We start from the raw sequence: 15,851 nt of genomic DNA, 5'->3' as shown, positions 1-15,851 counted from the left end.
CCCGGCACTACGGTGGATATCAATTAGTATTCACCGAGCCAGGAGTTCGAATGTCGCCGCACACCAGCACCGATTTTGAGGCCGTTTACCGCGATCTGCACACCCATCCGGAGCTGGGATTCCAGGAGGTGCGCACCGCGGGAATCGTCGCCGATCACCTGCGCTCCGCCGGGTATGAGGTGACCGAGGGCGTGGGCATCACCGGCGTGGTGGGCATCCTCGATCGCGGCCCCGGCGCCACCGTGCTGCTGCGCGCGGACATGGATGCGCTGCCCGTGCGCGAGGAAACCGGACTTCCCTATGCGAGCACCGATTCGACGATCAACGCCGAGGGGGTCGAGGTCCCGCTGATGCACGCGTGCGGCCACGACATGCACACCACCGCCCTGCTCGGCGCCGCCTCGGCCCTGGCCGCGGATCCCACCTGGACCGGACGCCTGATGCTGGTCTTCCAGCCCGCCGAGGAGCAGGGCTCGGGCGCCCGCACCATGATCGAGGACGGCCTATTTGAACGCTTCGGGACCCCCGATGTGGTGCTCGGACAGCACGTGGCCCCGTTCCCTGCCGGCGCATTCGGCCTGCGATCCGGCCCCGCCTTTGCCGCCTCCGACTCGTTTGTGATCACCCTGTTTGGACGCGGCGGGCACGGCTCCCGCCCCGAAACCACCGTGGACCCGATCGTGCTCGCGGCCTCCGTCATCCTGCGCCTGCAGACCATCGTGTCCCGCGAGGTAGCCGGAACCGAAACCGCCGTGCTGACCATCGGCTCGGTGCACGCGGGCTCGGCCCCCAACATCATCCCCGACAGCGCCGAACTCACAATCAGCCTGCGCAGCGTGGACCCCGCGGTGCGTGCCCGGGTGATCGCGGCCATCGAGCGCATCGTCCGCGGCGAGGCCCTGACCTCCGGCGCCGATCGCGAACCCACCATTGTGCACGCCCACTCCTACCCCGCGGTGGTCAACGACGAGGCCGCGACCGCGCGCGTGCACGCGGCCCTGACCGCCGCCATTCCCGGCGTGCAGGTCATCGACCCGGGCCTGGTCACCGGCAGCGAGGACGTGGGCATGCTCGCCGAGGCCGCCGAAGTGCCGTGCATGTACTGGCTGCTCGGCGGGGCCGATCCCGCACCCTTCGCCGATGTGACCAGCCAGCAGGACCTGGTCGCTCGGGTCTCCGCGCTGCCCTCCAACCACTCGCCGCTGTTTGCCCCGGCGATCATCCCGACCCTGCCGCTGGGCATCGCCGCCCTGAGCGCCGCGGCGCTCGCCTGGCTCAAGCCCTAACTCACACACCCGAAAACTCAGAGGAAACCATGCCCGAGAAATCCACCCCGGACAGCACCGCCGAGTCGGCAGCCCCGGCCACCCCGGAGCCCACGGAGACCCCGGAGACCCCGGAGACCCCGGTCGACCCCGATTCGGCCTCGGCCCCGGTTAACGTCCCGCCGTCACGCCGCTTCTGGACCCGACTCGACAACCCGTTTGTTGCCGGTTTCCTGCTCACCCTGGGTGGCCTGGCGGCCTTCAGCCTGGGGGCCGCGATCACCAACATTTCCACGGTGATCATCTACATCGTCTTTGCGCTGTTTATCGCGCTGGGCATCGACCCCGTGGTGCGCTGGCTCTCCGGGCGCGGGCTCAGCCGCACCTGGTCGATCGTGATCACCATCGTCGGTCTGCTGGCGATCATCGTGGGCATGATGTGGCTGGTAATCCCGACCGTGGTGGATCAGGTCACCCAGTTTGTGCAGTCGGTCCCCTCGATGATCAAGGACTTCATGCACAGCGATCTCTTCCACCGCCTGGAGGGGATGTTTGGTGAGGGCTTCGAATCGCTGATCGGTGACATTCAGAAGTTCCTGTCCGACCCGGGCAACATCGCGGCCATCGGCGGCGGTGCGTTCCAGGTGGGTGCCACGATCTTCTCGGGTCTGTCCGGTGTGCTGATCGTCCTGGTGCTGACCCTGTACTTCGTGGCTTCCCTGCCGCAGATCAAGTCGGCCATGTACGAGCTGGCCCCGGCCCGCAACCGCGCCCGCATCTCGGACCTGACCGACCAGATCACCGATTCGATCGGCGGCTACCTGGGTGGCATGGTGGTGCTGGCGTTCTTCAACGCGGTCTTCTCGGGTGTGCTCTACGCGATCCTCGGCCTGCCGTTCCCGCTGCTGATGAGCGTGGTGGCGTTCTGCATCACGCTGATCCCGCTGGTCGGTTCGGTCCTGTTCTGGGCCGTGGCGAGCGTGCTCGCGCTGTTCACCAGCCCGATCTCGGCACTGCTGTTTGCGCTGATCTACATCGCCTACGTGCAGGTCGAGGCCTACGTGCTGACTCCGCGGGTGATGAGCCGGGCAATTTCGATCCCCGGATCCCTCGTGGTGATCGGTGCCCTCATCGGTGGCACGCTGCTGGGCCTGCTGGGCGCGCTGGTGGCGATTCCGGTGACCGCCTCGATCCTGCTGATTATCAAGCAGGTGTGGATCCCGCGTCAGAACTCCAAAAAGTAGTCACATCATGAAAACCAGACTCCTCCCCGTGCCGCTGAACGATACCCTCATCCGCGGGGCCGCCGAGCTCGAATCCACCGAACACGGACTGCTGCCGCACCGCCTGCCCGCCTGGGCTCGCGCGCAGAACACCGATCCGCAGCTGAGCATGGTTGAGGCGCAGCCCTCGGGTGTGCGGCTGGCATTTTTCAGCGCCGCCACCGTGATCGAGCTGGACCTGTTCCGCTCGCGTACCACCTATAGCGGCGTGCCCGCACGCCCGGACGGGATCGTGGAGCTCACGATCGACGGCGAGCGGATCACCCAGGTGGTCACCTCGGGCGGGTCCACCACCACGATCGATATGGCCACCGGCGCGCCCACCACCGAGGTGGGTCCGGTCGCCACGCTGCGCTTCGAGGGGCTGTCTGGCGTGTCAAAACTCGTGGAGATCTGGCTGCCGCACAACGAGCAGATCGCGATTGCCGCACTGCGCACCGACGCCCCAGTCACCCCGATTGCCGCGGATGCGCGCCCGGTGTGGGTGCATCACGGTTCCTCGATCAGCCACGGCTCCAACGCGGTGCGGCCCACCGGCATCTGGCCCGTGGTGGCCGCCCGCGGCGCGGATCTGGAGCTGGTGAACCTGGGCTTTGGCGGCAGCGCCCTGCTGGATCCCTTCACCGCCCGAACGATTCGGGATACCCCCGCCGACCTGATCAGCCTCAAGCTCGGGATCAACCTCACCAATCTCGATCTGATGCGGGTGCGCGCATTCGGCCCGGCCGTGCACGGCTTCCTTGACACGATCCGGGAGGGTCACCCGGACACCCCGCTGCTGGTGATCGCCCCGATCTACTGCGGCATCCACGAGGACACCCCGGGCCCCGGCATGTTTGATCTGGAGGCACTGGTCACGGGGCAGCTGCGCTTTATCGCGACCGGCAACCCCGATGAGGTCAAGGCCGGCAAGCTGACCCTGCGCGTGATTCGCGCCGAGCTTGAGCGCATCATCACCGAGCGCCGCGCCACCGATCCGAACCTGTTCTATCTGGATGGCCAGGAGCTCTATGGCGAGGCGGACACCGAAACCCACCCGCTGCCCGACGCCCTGCACCCGGGTGCCGAGTCCCACCAGATCATGGGCGAGCGTTTCGCCCGAATCGCGCTGGGTGAGGGAACCGCTACCTGGTCCCTCTGATTTTCGGCCGACGGCCCCTTCCCGCGGGAAGGGGCCGTTTTCCATTTGGCAAAAGATATTGCAGGTCTCACCGGGCGCGGCGCAGACTGGGATATCCCCATCGAAAGGCCTCCCATGACCACGTCCTCTCACCACACCTTCGACCGCGCCTACTGGGAGCAGCACTGGGATGAGTCGATCCTGCGCGGCAGCCACCGAACCCCGCCCCACCCGCACCTCGAGACCTTTCTGAGCGACCTCGCGCCGGGCACCGCCCTGGAAGCGGGCTGCGGCACCGGTGCCGAGGCGCTCTGGCTGGCCGAGCACGGATGGCGGGTCACCGGGGCGGATATCTCGGCCGGTGCCCTGGCGGTGGCCGCCGAGCGGGCACGCGCCGCCGGAGTTGCGGACCGGGCCACCTGGATCGAGGCCGACCTGGGCACCTGGGTGCCGGAAACCGGGTTCGACCTGGTGAGCACCCACTTTGCCCACCCAGCGATGCCGCAGCTGGATTTCTACCGTCGGATCGCCGAGTGGGTTGCCCCGGGTGGCACCCTGTTCATCGCCGGCCATGCCACCGGACACCACGGCAATCACCCGGACGCCAACGCCCATCCGGTCGAGGCCACCGCGACCATCGAGGGGATCATCGCGCTGCTTCCCGCCGATGAGTGGAGCATCGTGGCCGCGGAGGAGGTCGAACTCGCCTCGGTCCACGCCGACGCACCGGCCCACCGACGGGACGTGGTGGTGCGGGCGAGCCGGATCGGTTAGTCGAGTCGGCGCGGACGGGCGAAAACACACGGCCACGGGGTCCAGAGGCAAGGTTCGGCCACGGCCCTGCACCATCGAGCCCGCCGCCGACCCGCGCTGCCCGCCTAGCCCAGGGCGAGCGCCCGGCGCAGATCCTCCACGTATGCCGCGGGTGCCTCCCAGGCGGCAAAGTGTCCACCCGTGGGGTGCTCGATAAACGCCGCCAGGTTCACAAACCGCTCCACAAACGCGCGCGGGGCGGGCATGAAGTCCTCGGCGAAGGCCGAGTAGATCGTCGGGGTCTCGATCCGGGCGGGAAGCACCACGGGCACGGAATAGGTCGAGAGCGCGGTGCCCGCGGTCTCGGTGAACCAGGCGGCACTGATCCAGGTCAGCAGGTCACCGTCACTGAGAGTGTCGGCGGGTCCGGCCCAGCCGATCAGCTTCTCTCCCATCCAGGCCAGCAGGGCCGCCGGAGAATCGCCCAGCATCGCGGTCACCGTGCCGGGACGGGTCGCCTGCTCGGCCACAAACCCGCCGTGCGCCTGCCGCCAGCCACCCGCGGCGGCGGCAAACGCCAGCTCCTCGGGAGTCGCGGTGGTCGGGTCGATCATTCCGACCCTGGCCGCCGCCAGGTTCGTCAGATGCAGCGCCGAGACGCGCTCGGGATGAGCCGCGGCCAGCAACTCGGCCACGGTGCCGCCCACGTCCCCGGCCGAGATCACAAAGCGCGAATAGCCGAGCGCTCGCATTGCCTCGGCCACCATCCCGGCAATATCGGCGGTCGAAACCGGAGCGCCTTCCAGCGGCGGGGCAAACGGGAATCCGGGCAGCGCCGGGATGACAACATTGACGTCCTCCAGCAGCGGTAGCACCCGCTCGAAGCGCAGCACCGAGTCCGGCCAGCCGTGCAGGAGCACCACGGTTGGGGCATCCGGCGTGGCCGAGCGCCGATGGATCACCCGCAGCGCGCGCTCCCCCTCCCCCACGGTTTCCCAAGGATAGGCATGGATGCGTCGCTCGTGGGCGGGCCAATCGAAGTCCTCAGACCAGGTGCTCAGGAGGCGGGCAAACCGCTCGCCGGGAATGCCGCGTGCGGGATCCCCCACCCAGGGGTTGACGATCAGTCGAGTGCCGCGGATCCGCGCCGAGAGGTCGTCAAGCGCGGCGGACGTGGTGGGTGTGGGGGCGGAGGTGTTCATGGGGGTCCTTTCGACGCGAAACCCAAATGGGCTCGCTAGCCCATTTTGTGCCGTTAAGAATGGGCTGTCAAGCCCATTCCCTGATAGGCTGACCGTATGACCCCAGCCGAAGAGCTCCTGCCCGCCACCGCCAAGGGCCGCGCAACCCGCGACCGGATCGTGGATGCCGCGGCCGACCTGATGCTCGCGCACGGGGTCCAGGGGGCAACCAATCCCGAGATTCGCGCGGCGGCGAAGGTCAGCGGATCCCAGCTCTCGCACTACTTCCCCGATAAGGAGAGCCTGGTACGCGCGATTCTCGCCCGGCGCGGGGATCAGGTCATCGAGCTCATCCACACCACCGCCCACGGCGACCTCGACAGTATCGCGGCCCTGCGATCCTGGGCGGCGTTTTACACCGAGCGCCCGAACTCCTGGGAGGGCGGCTGCCGGTTCGGGTCCCTCGCCGGCGACGTCCTCAAATCCGATCTGAACCTCACGGCGGACGTCACCGCCGGGTTTGACCGCTGGCACGCAGTCTTCGAATCCGGCCTGACCACGATGCGCGAGCGCGGCGACCTACGCCCCGACGCGGATCCGGCCACCCTCGCCACGATCCTGCTCGCCGCGTTCCAGGGCGGCATGCTCCTGGCGCAGGCGCAACACAGCATCGCCCCCCTCGCCACCGCCCTGGGCGGCGCCATCGACTTTGTGGCCAGCTTTGCCCCACAGAGCTGAGCGCTACCAGGGAGTCAGGAGTAAAACCTAAACAAAACATTCGAAGTGTGTTACGTTTCTTGCACTTGTAAGGAGGTAGGACATGTCCCCCAACACACCGCTCGTCTCGGAAACCTACGATGTTTCCGACGAGCCCGGCATCGCACGAGTGCACGATTTCTTCGTCGCGCATTCGAAGGTCCAGTCCGGTCACACCGCCCCCAGGTATGTGTTGTCCGGCGATGCCACTGATGATCAGGTTGAACTCCCCGCAGTGATCTATCACGTGCTTGTGCAGGTGGTCGATGCGATGCGACGCGGCCTCTCGGTCACCGTTTCTCCCCGAGGTAAAACCCTCACCACACAGCAGGCGGCTGATCTTCTGGGAGTGAGCCGTCCCACGGTCATCAAGCTGCTCGACGAGGGAAGAATCCCGTTCGAGCGCGTCGGCACCCACCGCCGTGTCACACTGACTGACGTGCTGGAGTATCGCAAGCACCGCCGCGAGGAGCAGTATGCAACCCTGGCCAGACTCTCAACTGACGTCGATGAAGATACCCCGCTCGACGAAGTCCTTGCCGAGCTAAAGAAGGCGCGTCGGGTTGTATCGGAACGCCGGCGGCAAGACATCGAGCTGCCCTAAAGTCGGGCCCACACATGTTCACCGCGCTGCTTGACACCAATATTCTCTGGCCCAGCCTGCAGCGCGACTTCTTCCTTTCTCTTGCCATCGAGGGAAGCTTTCGGCCCGTCTGGAGTGAAGCGGTACTTGATGAACTTGAAGAAAGCGAGACGCGGAAACTTATCGAGAGACGCCACCTGACTCCAATCCGTGCCCAGCTTTCGGCGATGCGTCTGACGGATCGAATGCGTCATGTCTTCCCGGAAGCGCTCGTTCACGGCTGGGAGCCGTTGGATGGAACGTTTGGACTTCCGGATCGAGATGATGAGCACGTGGTCGCCGCCGCGCAGGTGGCCGGAGCAGGATTTATCGTGACCGATAATCTGAAGGATTTTCCCGTAGCTCTGCTTCCGGTGAGCATCACCCCGGTATCGGCTCGCAAGTTTGCTTTTGACATCGTGAGCGATAGTCCGCTGAGGGCGCTATCGGCGCTCGAGGAGATTTCTCAGCGCAGCGGACTCTTTGGTCCAGAAACCACCTCGGAGCAGATAATTGGCCACCTGGAGAGTCGATACGGCTTCACCGATACGGCGGAGCTGCTGCGCCTCGCGGCATTCGAAAATGACTAAAACACCGAGGGCCGCACGGGAATCCGTGCGGCCCGCGGTGGAGGTGGGCGGTCTAGGAGCGGACCAGGCGCGCGATCGCGTCGGTGGCTTCCTTGAGCTTGGCGGAGGCCTCCTCGGCGTTACCGAGACGGGCGGCGTCCATCACGCAATGCTTGAGGTGGTCGTCCACCAGGCCAATCGCGACCGATTCCAGCGCGCTGGTCAGGGCACTGATCTGGGTGAGAATGTCGATGCAGTACTTCTCGTCGTCGATCATCTTGGAGATCCCACGCGCCTGCCCCTCGATCCGACGCATCCGCTTCTGGTAGCCGGTCTTATCGCTGATGTAGCCGTGGTGGTGCCCCTCGGTGGCGCAGGAATCGCCCGAGTGACCCTCGACCGCCGACTCGACGGACTCAACCACGGCCGCGGCGTTCGCGGCGGTGTCGACACCGGGGTTGGTGCTGTGGGCTGCGGTGGTCGCCATGCTGGCTCCTTTGATCGTTCGGCCGGGGCCGAGACTGCTGCATCCAGGATATCGGGCACCGCACCTCGGCGGCGACGTGGGTCCGATACTCCGGGCCCACACGGGGGACTAGTTTTTGACGATGCTGCGGAATCCGCGCAGGCGCAGGCTGTTCCCCACCACAAACACGCTCGACAGGGCCATCGCGGCCCCCGCCAGCATCGGGTTGAGCATGCCCAGCGCCGCCACCGGAATCGCCGCCACGTTATAGGCGAAGGCCCAGAACAGGTTGGTTTTGATGGTGCCCAGGGTTTTGCGGGAGAGCCGGATCGCATCCACCACGCCGCGCAGATCTCCGCGCACCAGGGTGATATCCGACGCCTCGATGGCCACATCGGTTCCCGTGCCCATCGCCAGGCCCAGGTCGGCCTGGGCGAGCGCCGGCGCATCGTTCACGCCGTCGCCCACCATCGCGACCACCCGGCCGGACTCCTGCAACCGGATCACCTCGGCCACCTTATCCGCGGGCAGCACCTCGGCGATCACCGTCTCGATGCCCACCTCGGCGGCGATCCGCCGGGCCACCGCGGTATTGTCTCCGGTCAGCAGAATCGGGGTCAGCCCGAGCGCCTTGAGTGCGGTGATCGCCTCGCGGCTGGTGGGCTTGACCGCGTCGGCAACCACCAGGATGCCGCGAGCCTGCCCATCCCAGGCCACCGCCACCACGGTCTTTCCGGCCTGCTCCGCCTCGACCTTGGCGGCGGAAACCCGAGCACTCAGCGTGATCGACCACTCGGCCAGCAGGGACTCGCGTCCCACCAAAACCGCATGACCGTCCACCACACCCTGCACACCCTTGCCCTCGATGTTGGTGAATCCCCGGGCCGCGGGCAACTCGATGTTCTCGGCCGTCGCACCGGCGGCGATGGCCTGCGCGATCGGGTGCTCGGAGGCATCCTCCAACGCACCGGCCAGGCGCAGCAGGTCTCCGCGCTCGGTGCCGGGTTCGGTGATCGCCTGAGCCAGGGTCATCTTGCCCGTGGTCACGGTGCCGGTCTTATCCAGCACCACGGTGTCGACCCGGCGGGTGGATTCCAGAATCTCCGGTCCTTTGATCAGGATGCCCATCTGGGCACCGCGACCGGTTCCCACCAGCAGCGCGGTCGGGGTCGCCAGGCCCAGCGCACACGGGCAGGCAATCACCAGCACGGCCACGGCGGCGGTGAAGGCGGCGGCCGCGGGGAATCCGGCGATCAGCCAGCCGGCCAGGGTGACCAGGGCAATTACGATCACGATCGGCACAAACACCCCGGAGATCTTATCCGCCAGGCGCTGCACTTCGGCCTTGCCGGTCTGCGCTTCCTCCACCAGCTTGGCCATCTGCGCAAGCTGGGTGTCCGAGCCGATCCGGGTGGCGCGCACAACCAGGCGTCCACCGGCGTTGACGGTCGCGCCGGTCACGGCGTCACCGGGTTCAACCTCCACGGGCACGGATTCGCCGGTGAGCATCGACGCATCCACCGCCGAGGTGCCCGAGGTCACCACGCCGTCGGTGGCGATCTTCTCCCCCGGACGCACGATGAATTCGTCCCCGACGCGCAGCTCGGCCACGTCGATCTTGGTTTCGATGCCGCCGCGCAGCACCGACACGTCCTTGGCACCGAGTTCCATCAGCGCGCGCAGTGCGGCACCGGCCTGACGCTTGGAGCGCTTCTCAAAGTAGCGCCCGGCCAGGATGAACATCGTGACCCCGGCACCCACCTCGAGGTAGATATTGGAGGCCCCATCGGAGGGGCCGATGGTGAATTCGAACGGGTGGGTCATCCCAGGCATGCCCGCGGTGCCCCAGAACAGCGCATAGATCGACCACAGCAGGGCGGCACCGGTGCCCATCGAAATCAGGGTGTCCATCGTGGCCGCGCCGTGCTTGAGGTTGACCCAGGCGGCACGGTGGAAGGGCCAGGCACCCCAGATAATCACCGGAGCGGCGAGCGCGAGGGACGCCCACTGCCAGTAGGTGAATTGGAGGGCGGGGATCATCGCCATCAGGATGACCGGGACGCTCAGCACGATCGACCCGATCAGGCGCTGACGCAGCGCAATCAGTTCGGGATCGGCGTCCTCGGCGTTCGGGTCCGCGACATCCCTGGGCTTCACCGGCGCGGGCAGGGTGGCCGCATAGCCAGCCTTCTCGACCTCGGCGATCAGCAGGGCGGGATCGTATCCCTCGGGGATCGCGACCCGGGCCTTCTCGGTGGCGTAGTTCACCGTGGCATCGACGCCGTCGAGTTTATTGAGTTTTTTCTCGATCCGCATCGCACAGGATGCGCAGGTCATCCCGCCGATTTCCAGTTCGATGTGGGGGCCACCGGCCACGGGTGTTGAGGTACTCATCTTCTCTTCCTTTTTCCGGTCCCTCCTGTGGGAGGGACCGGCATGCAACGGCGTGAGGTGGGGTGGGGCCTAGGCCCGGACGGCGGAGTAGCCCGCCTCGGTGACGGCTGCCAGCACGGCGGCATCGTCGAGCTCGGCGGCGGAGGTGATGACCAGTTCGCCGGTCTGCACACTCACGCGAATGTCCTCGACACCGGCGATCTGCTCAATCTCTTCGCGAACCGAAGACTCACAGTGTCCGCAGGTCATTCCGGTGACGCGGTACTCGGTGGTTGCCATGATTTTCTCCTCTCGAGGGATACCCCTCCTGGGTATCACATCTGAGCCAACGATATACCCCCAGAGGGTATTCCGGCAATCGAGAAAAATGTTTAGACGGTGTGCGCGAGATAGTCCCGCAGGTGCGTGCCGGTGACGCTCTCGGGTCGGGCTGCAACCTCCTCCGGCGTTCCGGTCGCGACGATGCGTCCCCCATCGCTTCCGCCACCGGGACCCAGGTCGATCACATAGTCGGCGTTGGCGATCATGTCGAGATCATGCTCGATCACGATGACCGTGGCCCCGCGCTCCAGCAGCCCGTCCAGCACCCGCAGCAGCACCCGAATATCGCGCGGATGCAGGCCCACGCTCGGCTCATCCAGCACAAATACCGCGCTGTGCTGATCCCGGCCCAGCTCGGAGGCGAGCTTGAGGCGCTGCGCCTCGCCGCCGGAAAGGGCCGGGGTGTCCTCCCCTAGGGTCAGGTAGCCGAGCCCCAGGTCAACCAGGGTGGCGAGCTTCTTGCGCACCCGGGGCAGGTCGGCGAGCGCGTCCACGGCCTGGGTGACGGTGAGGGCCAGCAGATCCGGTAGGGAATACTCGGTGCCGTCGGGACCGGTGCGGCGAATCTCCTGGGCCAGCGGCGCGAAGCGGGTACCCGCGCAGTCGGGGCAGTCGATATCCACGTCGGGGAGGAACTGCACGTCCAGTACGATCTGTCCGGTCCCCTCGCAGCGCGGGCAGCGCAGCGAGCCGGTGTTATAGGAGAAGTCGGCGGCCCCGAGCCCACGCGAGGTCGCCGCGGGCAGGCCGCCAAACTCGCGCCGCAGCACGTCGAGAACCCCGCTGTAGGTGGCCACGGTGGAGCGGATATTGGTGCCGATCGGGGTGGCATCCACCACGTCGGCGCGGCTGATGCCGTCGGCCTCGATGCGGGTCACGTGTGCTGGAATCTTCCCCTCGGCGGCGAGCGCGGGAACCAGGCTTTCCAGCACCAGGGTGGTTTTGCCCGAGCCCGACATCCCGGTGACCGCGGTCAGGCGACCCCGGGGGAACCGCGCCCGGAGCGCGTGTACGGTGTGCAGCGGGGCGGTCTCGATTTCGATGCCGCCGTGCGCAAACACCTCCTCGGTGCCCACGCGCGGGCGCACCACCACCGGTTCGGTTCCGGCGATGAAGCCGCCGATCACCGAGTCGGGGTTGTTTACGATTTCGGCGAGGGTGTCATTGGCGACCACGGTGCCACCATCCACCCCCGAGCCCGGGCCGATCTCGATGATCCGGTCGGCCTCGCGTAGGACCTGCACGTCGTGATCCACCAGGACCACCGAGTTCCCCTCGGCCAGCAGGTCCCGGATCACGCCGATCAGCCCGTCGAGGTTCGCGGGATGCAGCCCGATCGAGGGTTCGTCCAGCACGTAGAGGACTCCGGTGGTCTGGTTGCGGACCGCGCGGGCCAGCTGCACGCGCTGCCGCTCCCCCGTGGACAGGGTGGATCCGGCACGATCCAGGGTCAGGTAGCCGAGGCCCAGCTCACGCAGGCGACGCCCCATGTCGGTGAGCTGATCGACGAGCAGGCGCGCCATCGCCCGCATCTCGGGTGGCAGGGTCGCCTCCACGGAGGGTGCCCACTCGGTGATCCGGTCCAGGGAGAGCGCGGTCGCCTCGGCGAGGTTCATCCCCTCGATTCGTGGATCCCGGGCGGCCACGCTGAGCCGAGTACCCTCGCAGTCGCGGCAGGTTCCCGCGGTGATGTAGCGGTTCACCCGGGCCAGCCCCTTCTCGCTGGTCGCATTATTCAGGGCCTCGCGGACCGCCCGCCGGGCGCTGCGGAAGGTGAAGTCCATCGAGAACACCTTGCCGTTTTTTGAGGCGACGGTGATGTGCCGCTTCTCATCGGGACCATCCAACACGATCTGGCGTTCCCGCTCACTCAGCTCGGAGTAGGGCACGTCGATCCGCACCCCAAACTCGGCCACCACCTGCGGCATGACCGACAGGCCGGCCATCCCCCACGGGGTCACCGCACCCTCGGCGATGGTTTTGGAGGGGTCGGGAACCAGGGAGGCATCATCCACGTCGCGCACGATGCCGGTGCCCGAGCAGGTGGGACAGGCACCGTCGGCATTGAACGCGAGGGATTCGGCCCCGGGGGCGCGAAACACGGCCGAGCAGGTCGCACAGGTGAGCGGCAGGTCGGCGGCCACGTCGATCGTGGGCACGTGGCGGTGGCCGTTGGGGCACGAGTGTGAGGCGAGACGCGAGAACATCACCCGCAGTACGTTGAGCAACTCGGTCGAGGTGCCGAAGGTCGAGCGCACCCCGGGCACGCCGGGACGCTGGCGCAGCGCCAGGGCCGCGGGGATATGGCGGACCGAATCCACCGCCGCCCGGGTCGCATGTGACATGCGCCGGCGGGTATAGGTGGACAGGGCCTCCACGTAGCGGCGGGATCCCTCGGCGTAGAGGATCCCCATTGCCAGCGAGGACTTCCCCGAACCCGACACCCCGGCGATCGCCACCATTTCGCCCAGCGGCACGTCCACGTCCACGTTTTTGAGGTTGTGCACGCGGCCGCCGCGCACCTCGATGTGCAGCGACTCGCGCCCACTCATCGGGTCTCCTCCGCACCGATCACGATCCGCACCCGCGGGTAGCGGGCACGCAGCTCGGCGACGGTGCCATCGGGAAAGCCCGCCAGCGTGAGCGTCCCGAGCACCGGCAGGAATGCGGGATCGGGGAGGGTGCGCGCGTCAAGATCCGGGAATCCGCGCAGCGTGAGGTGCTCGAGCGCCGTCAGCTCGGCGAGGGAGGGCACCTCGACCAGGCGTCCGGGATCCCCCGAGAGCTCAAGCGAGGTGAGCGCGGGGAACGAGTCGACCACGTCGTCGAGGTCGAGCAGGGCAATCTCCTCGACGCGGAGGGTTCTCACGTTTTCCAGGCCGTCCAGCGCGGGCATCCCGCCCACCACACGAACACTCAGATCGCGTCCGGAATGCGCCGCCGACACCTCGGTGACCGGGATCCCCACGGCGCCCAGTCCGCTCAGGCCCTCCACCAGATCCTCGACCGAGACATAGGCGGACCCCGAGGAGAATCCGCGAACGGTGAGATGGGTCAGGGATTCGGGCAGGACCAGGCGCTCCACGCCGGTGATGTCGAGGTCCAGCTCGGTCAGCGAGGTGGAGCCATAATCGCGCAGGCCGCCGGGCCCATCGGCGTCTTCCGGGCCGTTATTGACGGATTCAGCTGCGGTCATGAGTATCCCCTCGCCAGGCGCGGGCCCTCGCCCGACGCTGCACTCAGCCTACCCGGGGTGGCCGCCAGGCACGAGGACGGCACCCGCTCCGTGACGACCGGTGCCGCATGAGTCTCGATACCCCCAGTCCTCGGCACAAACGCGATCAGGGCGTCCCGAACCCTCGCCTTAACGCCCCCATTCCACTACGATTCCTAGCTAAAGCCGCATCGCCGCGTGCACTCGGCCAGGCGAAACCCATGCGCACACCCGATTGGACCCCGTGAGAGCCTCAATCCTGCGTCATCATTCTCCGTCTCGACGCCTCGGCGCCGCCGGCATCGGCCTCGCCCTGGTGGCCGGTTCCCTGCTCGGAGCCTCGGCTACCCAGCCCGCCCAGGCGGACGTGAACACCGTGCAAACCATCAACTCATCCTCCATCGTCTGGGGCCCGGCCAACATCGTCACCGGAACCCTCCACAACGGTTTCGGCTTCCGCGCCGATCCCGGACTGGTGGGCTGGACCTTCTCGGCATTTCAGGAGATCGGCGCGCTGAGCCTCAGCCGGGATGGAGTCGGCTGGGACTTTGCGGCGGACACGCACTCGGTGAACACCCGCGTGGGCGGGAAGAGCGTCATCACCCTCACCGGAAACACGGGTGAGACCTTCGCCGAGGCCTACACGGTGACCCTGACCCTGACCATCGAGGGCAACTACGCCCGCTGGTCGTATTCGATTGCGGGCGACAACGCGGATACCCTGACCGCGACCTTCGCCGGAGCCTTTGCCGCCCGACACACGTCGGTGATCGAAGCCACCGCCACCACCCTGCTCGCCCACAACGTGGACGCCTCCGGACCGCCCGCCCCGATCACCGGAATCTCGGTCAAAACCGACGGCTTGGCCCCGACCCTGACTTCGGATTCGGACTCCGGCGAGTTTTCGGCTTCCACCACGGGGGCGGGCTCGTTTGAGGTGACCGCCCTGCTGGTTGACTATCCGGTCGGAGCGCCCAGTTCGCTGAACGCCGCGCTGGCATTCACTCGCCCGCTGCTGGCCAACATCGATGCGCACTTTGGCGAGACCCACCTGGCCCCCGGCGCACCGCTGAGTTTCCAGAACGCCTCGGTGATTCAGGGCACCCCCGTCGACACCGAGCTCACCACCACAATCGGTGAGGAACTGATCGACATGGGGTACTTCCTACTCCCCGGGCTCGACGCCACCGCCCGGGCAACGGGGCTGCCCGCCGGACTCACCCTCACCACGATCATCGGAGACAAGCCCACCGCCGAAGAGGATGCCGAGCCCGAGGTAATCTGGCCGGAAGAGGGGGAGGAAATCCTCCCGGTTCCGCGACCGGCCCTCGACGCCCGCGTCGCGGCCGATGCGCCCGCGGAGGCACCGATCTCCTTCCGCCTGAGCGGGACCGCGACCACCCCCGGTGTCTACACGGTCCCGGTCACCATCTATCTCGCGATCCCCAAGGACGCTTTCCCCGGGACCACCGACGGCCAGGAGTTACCCTTCCCCCAGCCCATCGGCGTCTACCCGCTGGACACCACACTCACGGTCACCGTGGCCCCGCGGGTGAGTAACGAGTCGCCCACCCCGACCGCACCCGCCGAGACCCCGGGAAGCACCGCCACCCCGACCGGTGCCGCGGCTCCCCCGGTGGGCACGCCCCCGGGTACCACCCCGGGCAGCGCCCGCGGAGGCTCCGCCCTGCCCACCACCGGTGGCGACTTCGGTGCGCTGGCCCTGCCGATTGGCCTGCTCGCGGCCGTGGGAGCGGTCCTCCTGCTGGGCGCGCGACGCCGCCGGGCGGCGGAGTAGGCACCGCCTGATCCGTCACCTCAATCGGTCGATTTCTCCCCGCGAGAAATCGGCCGATTGTGCGTGGGCGGATCGCTCGGACACACGCCTGTAATAGACGCTCGCGGCG

General features: G+C 67.4%; 14 protein-coding genes. 8 read left to right on the top strand and 6 right to left on the bottom strand.

The genetic code is table 11. The features are described from left to right. The first annotated feature begins 50 nt into the window (after positions 1-50). The 4 genes from IE92_RS0101805 to IE92_RS0101790 all read left to right on the top strand — a co-directional run bounded on the left by IE92_RS0101805 (position 51) and on the right by IE92_RS0101790 (position 4,442). A complete protein-coding gene (locus IE92_RS0101805; protein WP_030143168.1) occupies positions 51-1,286 on the top strand; it encodes an amidohydrolase in 1,236 nt (411 codons plus the stop codon). Positions 1,287-1,315: 29 nt separating this feature from the next. Next, entirely contained in the window at positions 1,316-2,509 is a 1,194-nt protein-coding gene (locus IE92_RS0101800) for an AI-2E family transporter (protein WP_043321287.1), read from the top strand. 7 nt (positions 2,510-2,516) lie between these two features. After that, positions 2,517-3,689 (top strand): SGNH/GDSL hydrolase family protein, encoded by a 1,173-nt coding sequence (locus IE92_RS0101795; protein WP_030143166.1) that lies wholly within the window; start codon positions 2,517-2,519, stop codon positions 3,687-3,689. Positions 3,690-3,803: 114 nt separating this feature from the next. Beyond that, positions 3,804-4,442, top strand: a complete 639-nt coding sequence (locus IE92_RS0101790; RefSeq protein ID WP_030143165.1) for a class I SAM-dependent methyltransferase — start codon at positions 3,804-3,806, stop codon at positions 4,440-4,442. Positions 4,443-4,546: 104 nt separating this feature from the next. Here the strand turns inward: IE92_RS0101790 and IE92_RS0101785 are convergent, their stop codons facing one another. Further along, positions 4,547-5,623, bottom strand: a complete 1,077-nt coding sequence (locus tag IE92_RS0101785) for an epoxide hydrolase family protein (protein WP_051701479.1) — start codon at positions 5,621-5,623, stop codon at positions 4,547-4,549. Positions 5,624-5,719: 96 nt separating this feature from the next. Here IE92_RS0101785 and IE92_RS0101780 point away from each other — a divergent pair, with 96 nt between their 5' ends. The 3 genes from IE92_RS0101780 (at position 5,720) to IE92_RS0101770 (ending at position 7,570) form a co-directional block, all read left to right on the top strand. Next, positions 5,720-6,340 (top strand): TetR/AcrR family transcriptional regulator, encoded by a 621-nt coding sequence (locus IE92_RS0101780; RefSeq protein ID WP_030143163.1) that lies wholly within the window; start codon positions 5,720-5,722, stop codon positions 6,338-6,340. An 82-nt stretch (positions 6,341-6,422) separates the two neighbouring features. Beyond that, complete coding sequence (locus IE92_RS0101775; RefSeq protein ID WP_030143162.1) at positions 6,423-6,962, top strand: helix-turn-helix domain-containing protein; 540 nt, start codon at positions 6,423-6,425, stop codon at positions 6,960-6,962. Positions 6,963-6,976: 14 nt separating this feature from the next. Next, the gene (locus IE92_RS0101770) at positions 6,977-7,570 is read left to right on the top strand and encodes a PIN domain-containing protein (RefSeq protein ID WP_030143161.1); all 594 of its coding nucleotides are present in this window, start codon (positions 6,977-6,979) and stop codon (positions 7,568-7,570) included. 52 nt (positions 7,571-7,622) lie between these two features. On the opposite strand, the gene IE92_RS0101765 is transcribed toward IE92_RS0101770, so the two are convergent. The 5 genes from IE92_RS0101765 to IE92_RS0101745 form a co-directional block, all read right to left on the bottom strand. After that, entirely contained in the window at positions 7,623-8,036 is a 414-nt protein-coding gene (locus tag IE92_RS0101765; protein ID WP_081863799.1) for a metal-sensitive transcriptional regulator, read from the bottom strand. Positions 8,037-8,144: 108 nt separating this feature from the next. After that, positions 8,145-10,409: a heavy metal translocating P-type ATPase gene (locus IE92_RS0101760; protein ID WP_030143159.1), complete on the bottom strand. Its 2,265-nt coding sequence runs from the start codon at positions 10,407-10,409 to the stop codon at positions 8,145-8,147. A 69-nt stretch (positions 10,410-10,478) separates the two neighbouring features. After that, positions 10,479-10,688 carry a heavy-metal-associated domain-containing protein gene (locus IE92_RS0101755; RefSeq protein ID WP_030143158.1) on the bottom strand — a complete coding sequence of 70 codons (210 nt, stop codon included), beginning with the start codon at positions 10,686-10,688 and terminating at the stop codon, positions 10,479-10,481. Between the two features lie 92 nt (positions 10,689-10,780). After that, a complete protein-coding gene (locus tag IE92_RS0101750; protein WP_030143157.1) occupies positions 10,781-13,282 on the bottom strand; it encodes an excinuclease ABC subunit UvrA in 2,502 nt (833 codons plus the stop codon). Beyond that, positions 13,279-13,926, bottom strand: coding sequence for a leucine-rich repeat domain-containing protein (locus IE92_RS0101745; RefSeq protein WP_030143156.1), 648 nt, complete (start codon positions 13,924-13,926; stop codon positions 13,279-13,281). The genes IE92_RS0101750 and IE92_RS0101745 overlap by 4 nt, the downstream gene beginning before the upstream one ends. A 262-nt stretch (positions 13,927-14,188) precedes the next feature. Between IE92_RS0101745 and IE92_RS0101740 the strand changes: the two genes are divergently transcribed. Continuing rightward, positions 14,189-15,742: a hypothetical protein gene (locus tag IE92_RS0101740; RefSeq protein WP_156027362.1), complete on the top strand. Its 1,554-nt coding sequence runs from the start codon at positions 14,189-14,191 to the stop codon at positions 15,740-15,742. Positions 15,743-15,851 lie beyond the last annotated feature (109 nt).

Origin of the sequence: Mycetocola saprophilus, from assembly GCF_000718085.1 — a bacterium.
In the GTDB taxonomy this organism is placed as follows: Bacteria; Actinomycetota; Actinomycetes; order Actinomycetales; family Microbacteriaceae; genus Mycetocola; species Mycetocola saprophilus.
Note: the sequence above shows the minus strand (reverse complement) of the source record. Positions and strands in the feature narration are given on the sequence as shown.

Coding starts and splice junctions, on each gene's coding strand:
- IE92_RS0101745 (WP_030143156.1), bottom strand. CDS start 13,926: ATGACCGCAGCTGAATCCGTCAATAACGGCCCGGAAGACGCCGATGGG.
- IE92_RS0101755 (WP_030143158.1), bottom strand. CDS start 10,688: ATGGCAACCACCGAGTACCGCGTCACCGGAATGACCTGCGGACACTGT.
- IE92_RS0101800 (WP_043321287.1), top strand. CDS start 1,316: ATGCCCGAGAAATCCACCCCGGACAGCACCGCCGAGTCGGCAGCCCCG.
- IE92_RS0101770 (WP_030143161.1), top strand. CDS start 6,977: ATGTTCACCGCGCTGCTTGACACCAATATTCTCTGGCCCAGCCTGCAG.
- IE92_RS0101805 (WP_030143168.1), top strand. CDS start 51: ATGTCGCCGCACACCAGCACCGATTTTGAGGCCGTTTACCGCGATCTG.
- IE92_RS0101765 (WP_081863799.1), bottom strand. CDS start 8,036: ATGGCGACCACCGCAGCCCACAGCACCAACCCCGGTGTCGACACCGCC.
- IE92_RS0101775 (WP_030143162.1), top strand. CDS start 6,423: ATGTCCCCCAACACACCGCTCGTCTCGGAAACCTACGATGTTTCCGAC.
- IE92_RS0101760 (WP_030143159.1), bottom strand. CDS start 10,409: ATGAGTACCTCAACACCCGTGGCCGGTGGCCCCCACATCGAACTGGAA.
- IE92_RS0101785 (WP_051701479.1), bottom strand. CDS start 5,623: ATGAACACCTCCGCCCCCACACCCACCACGTCCGCCGCGCTTGACGAC.
- IE92_RS0101780 (WP_030143163.1), top strand. CDS start 5,720: ATGACCCCAGCCGAAGAGCTCCTGCCCGCCACCGCCAAGGGCCGCGCA.
- IE92_RS0101795 (WP_030143166.1), top strand. CDS start 2,517: ATGAAAACCAGACTCCTCCCCGTGCCGCTGAACGATACCCTCATCCGC.
- IE92_RS0101750 (WP_030143157.1), bottom strand. CDS start 13,282: ATGAGTGGGCGCGAGTCGCTGCACATCGAGGTGCGCGGCGGCCGCGTG.
- IE92_RS0101790 (WP_030143165.1), top strand. CDS start 3,804: ATGACCACGTCCTCTCACCACACCTTCGACCGCGCCTACTGGGAGCAG.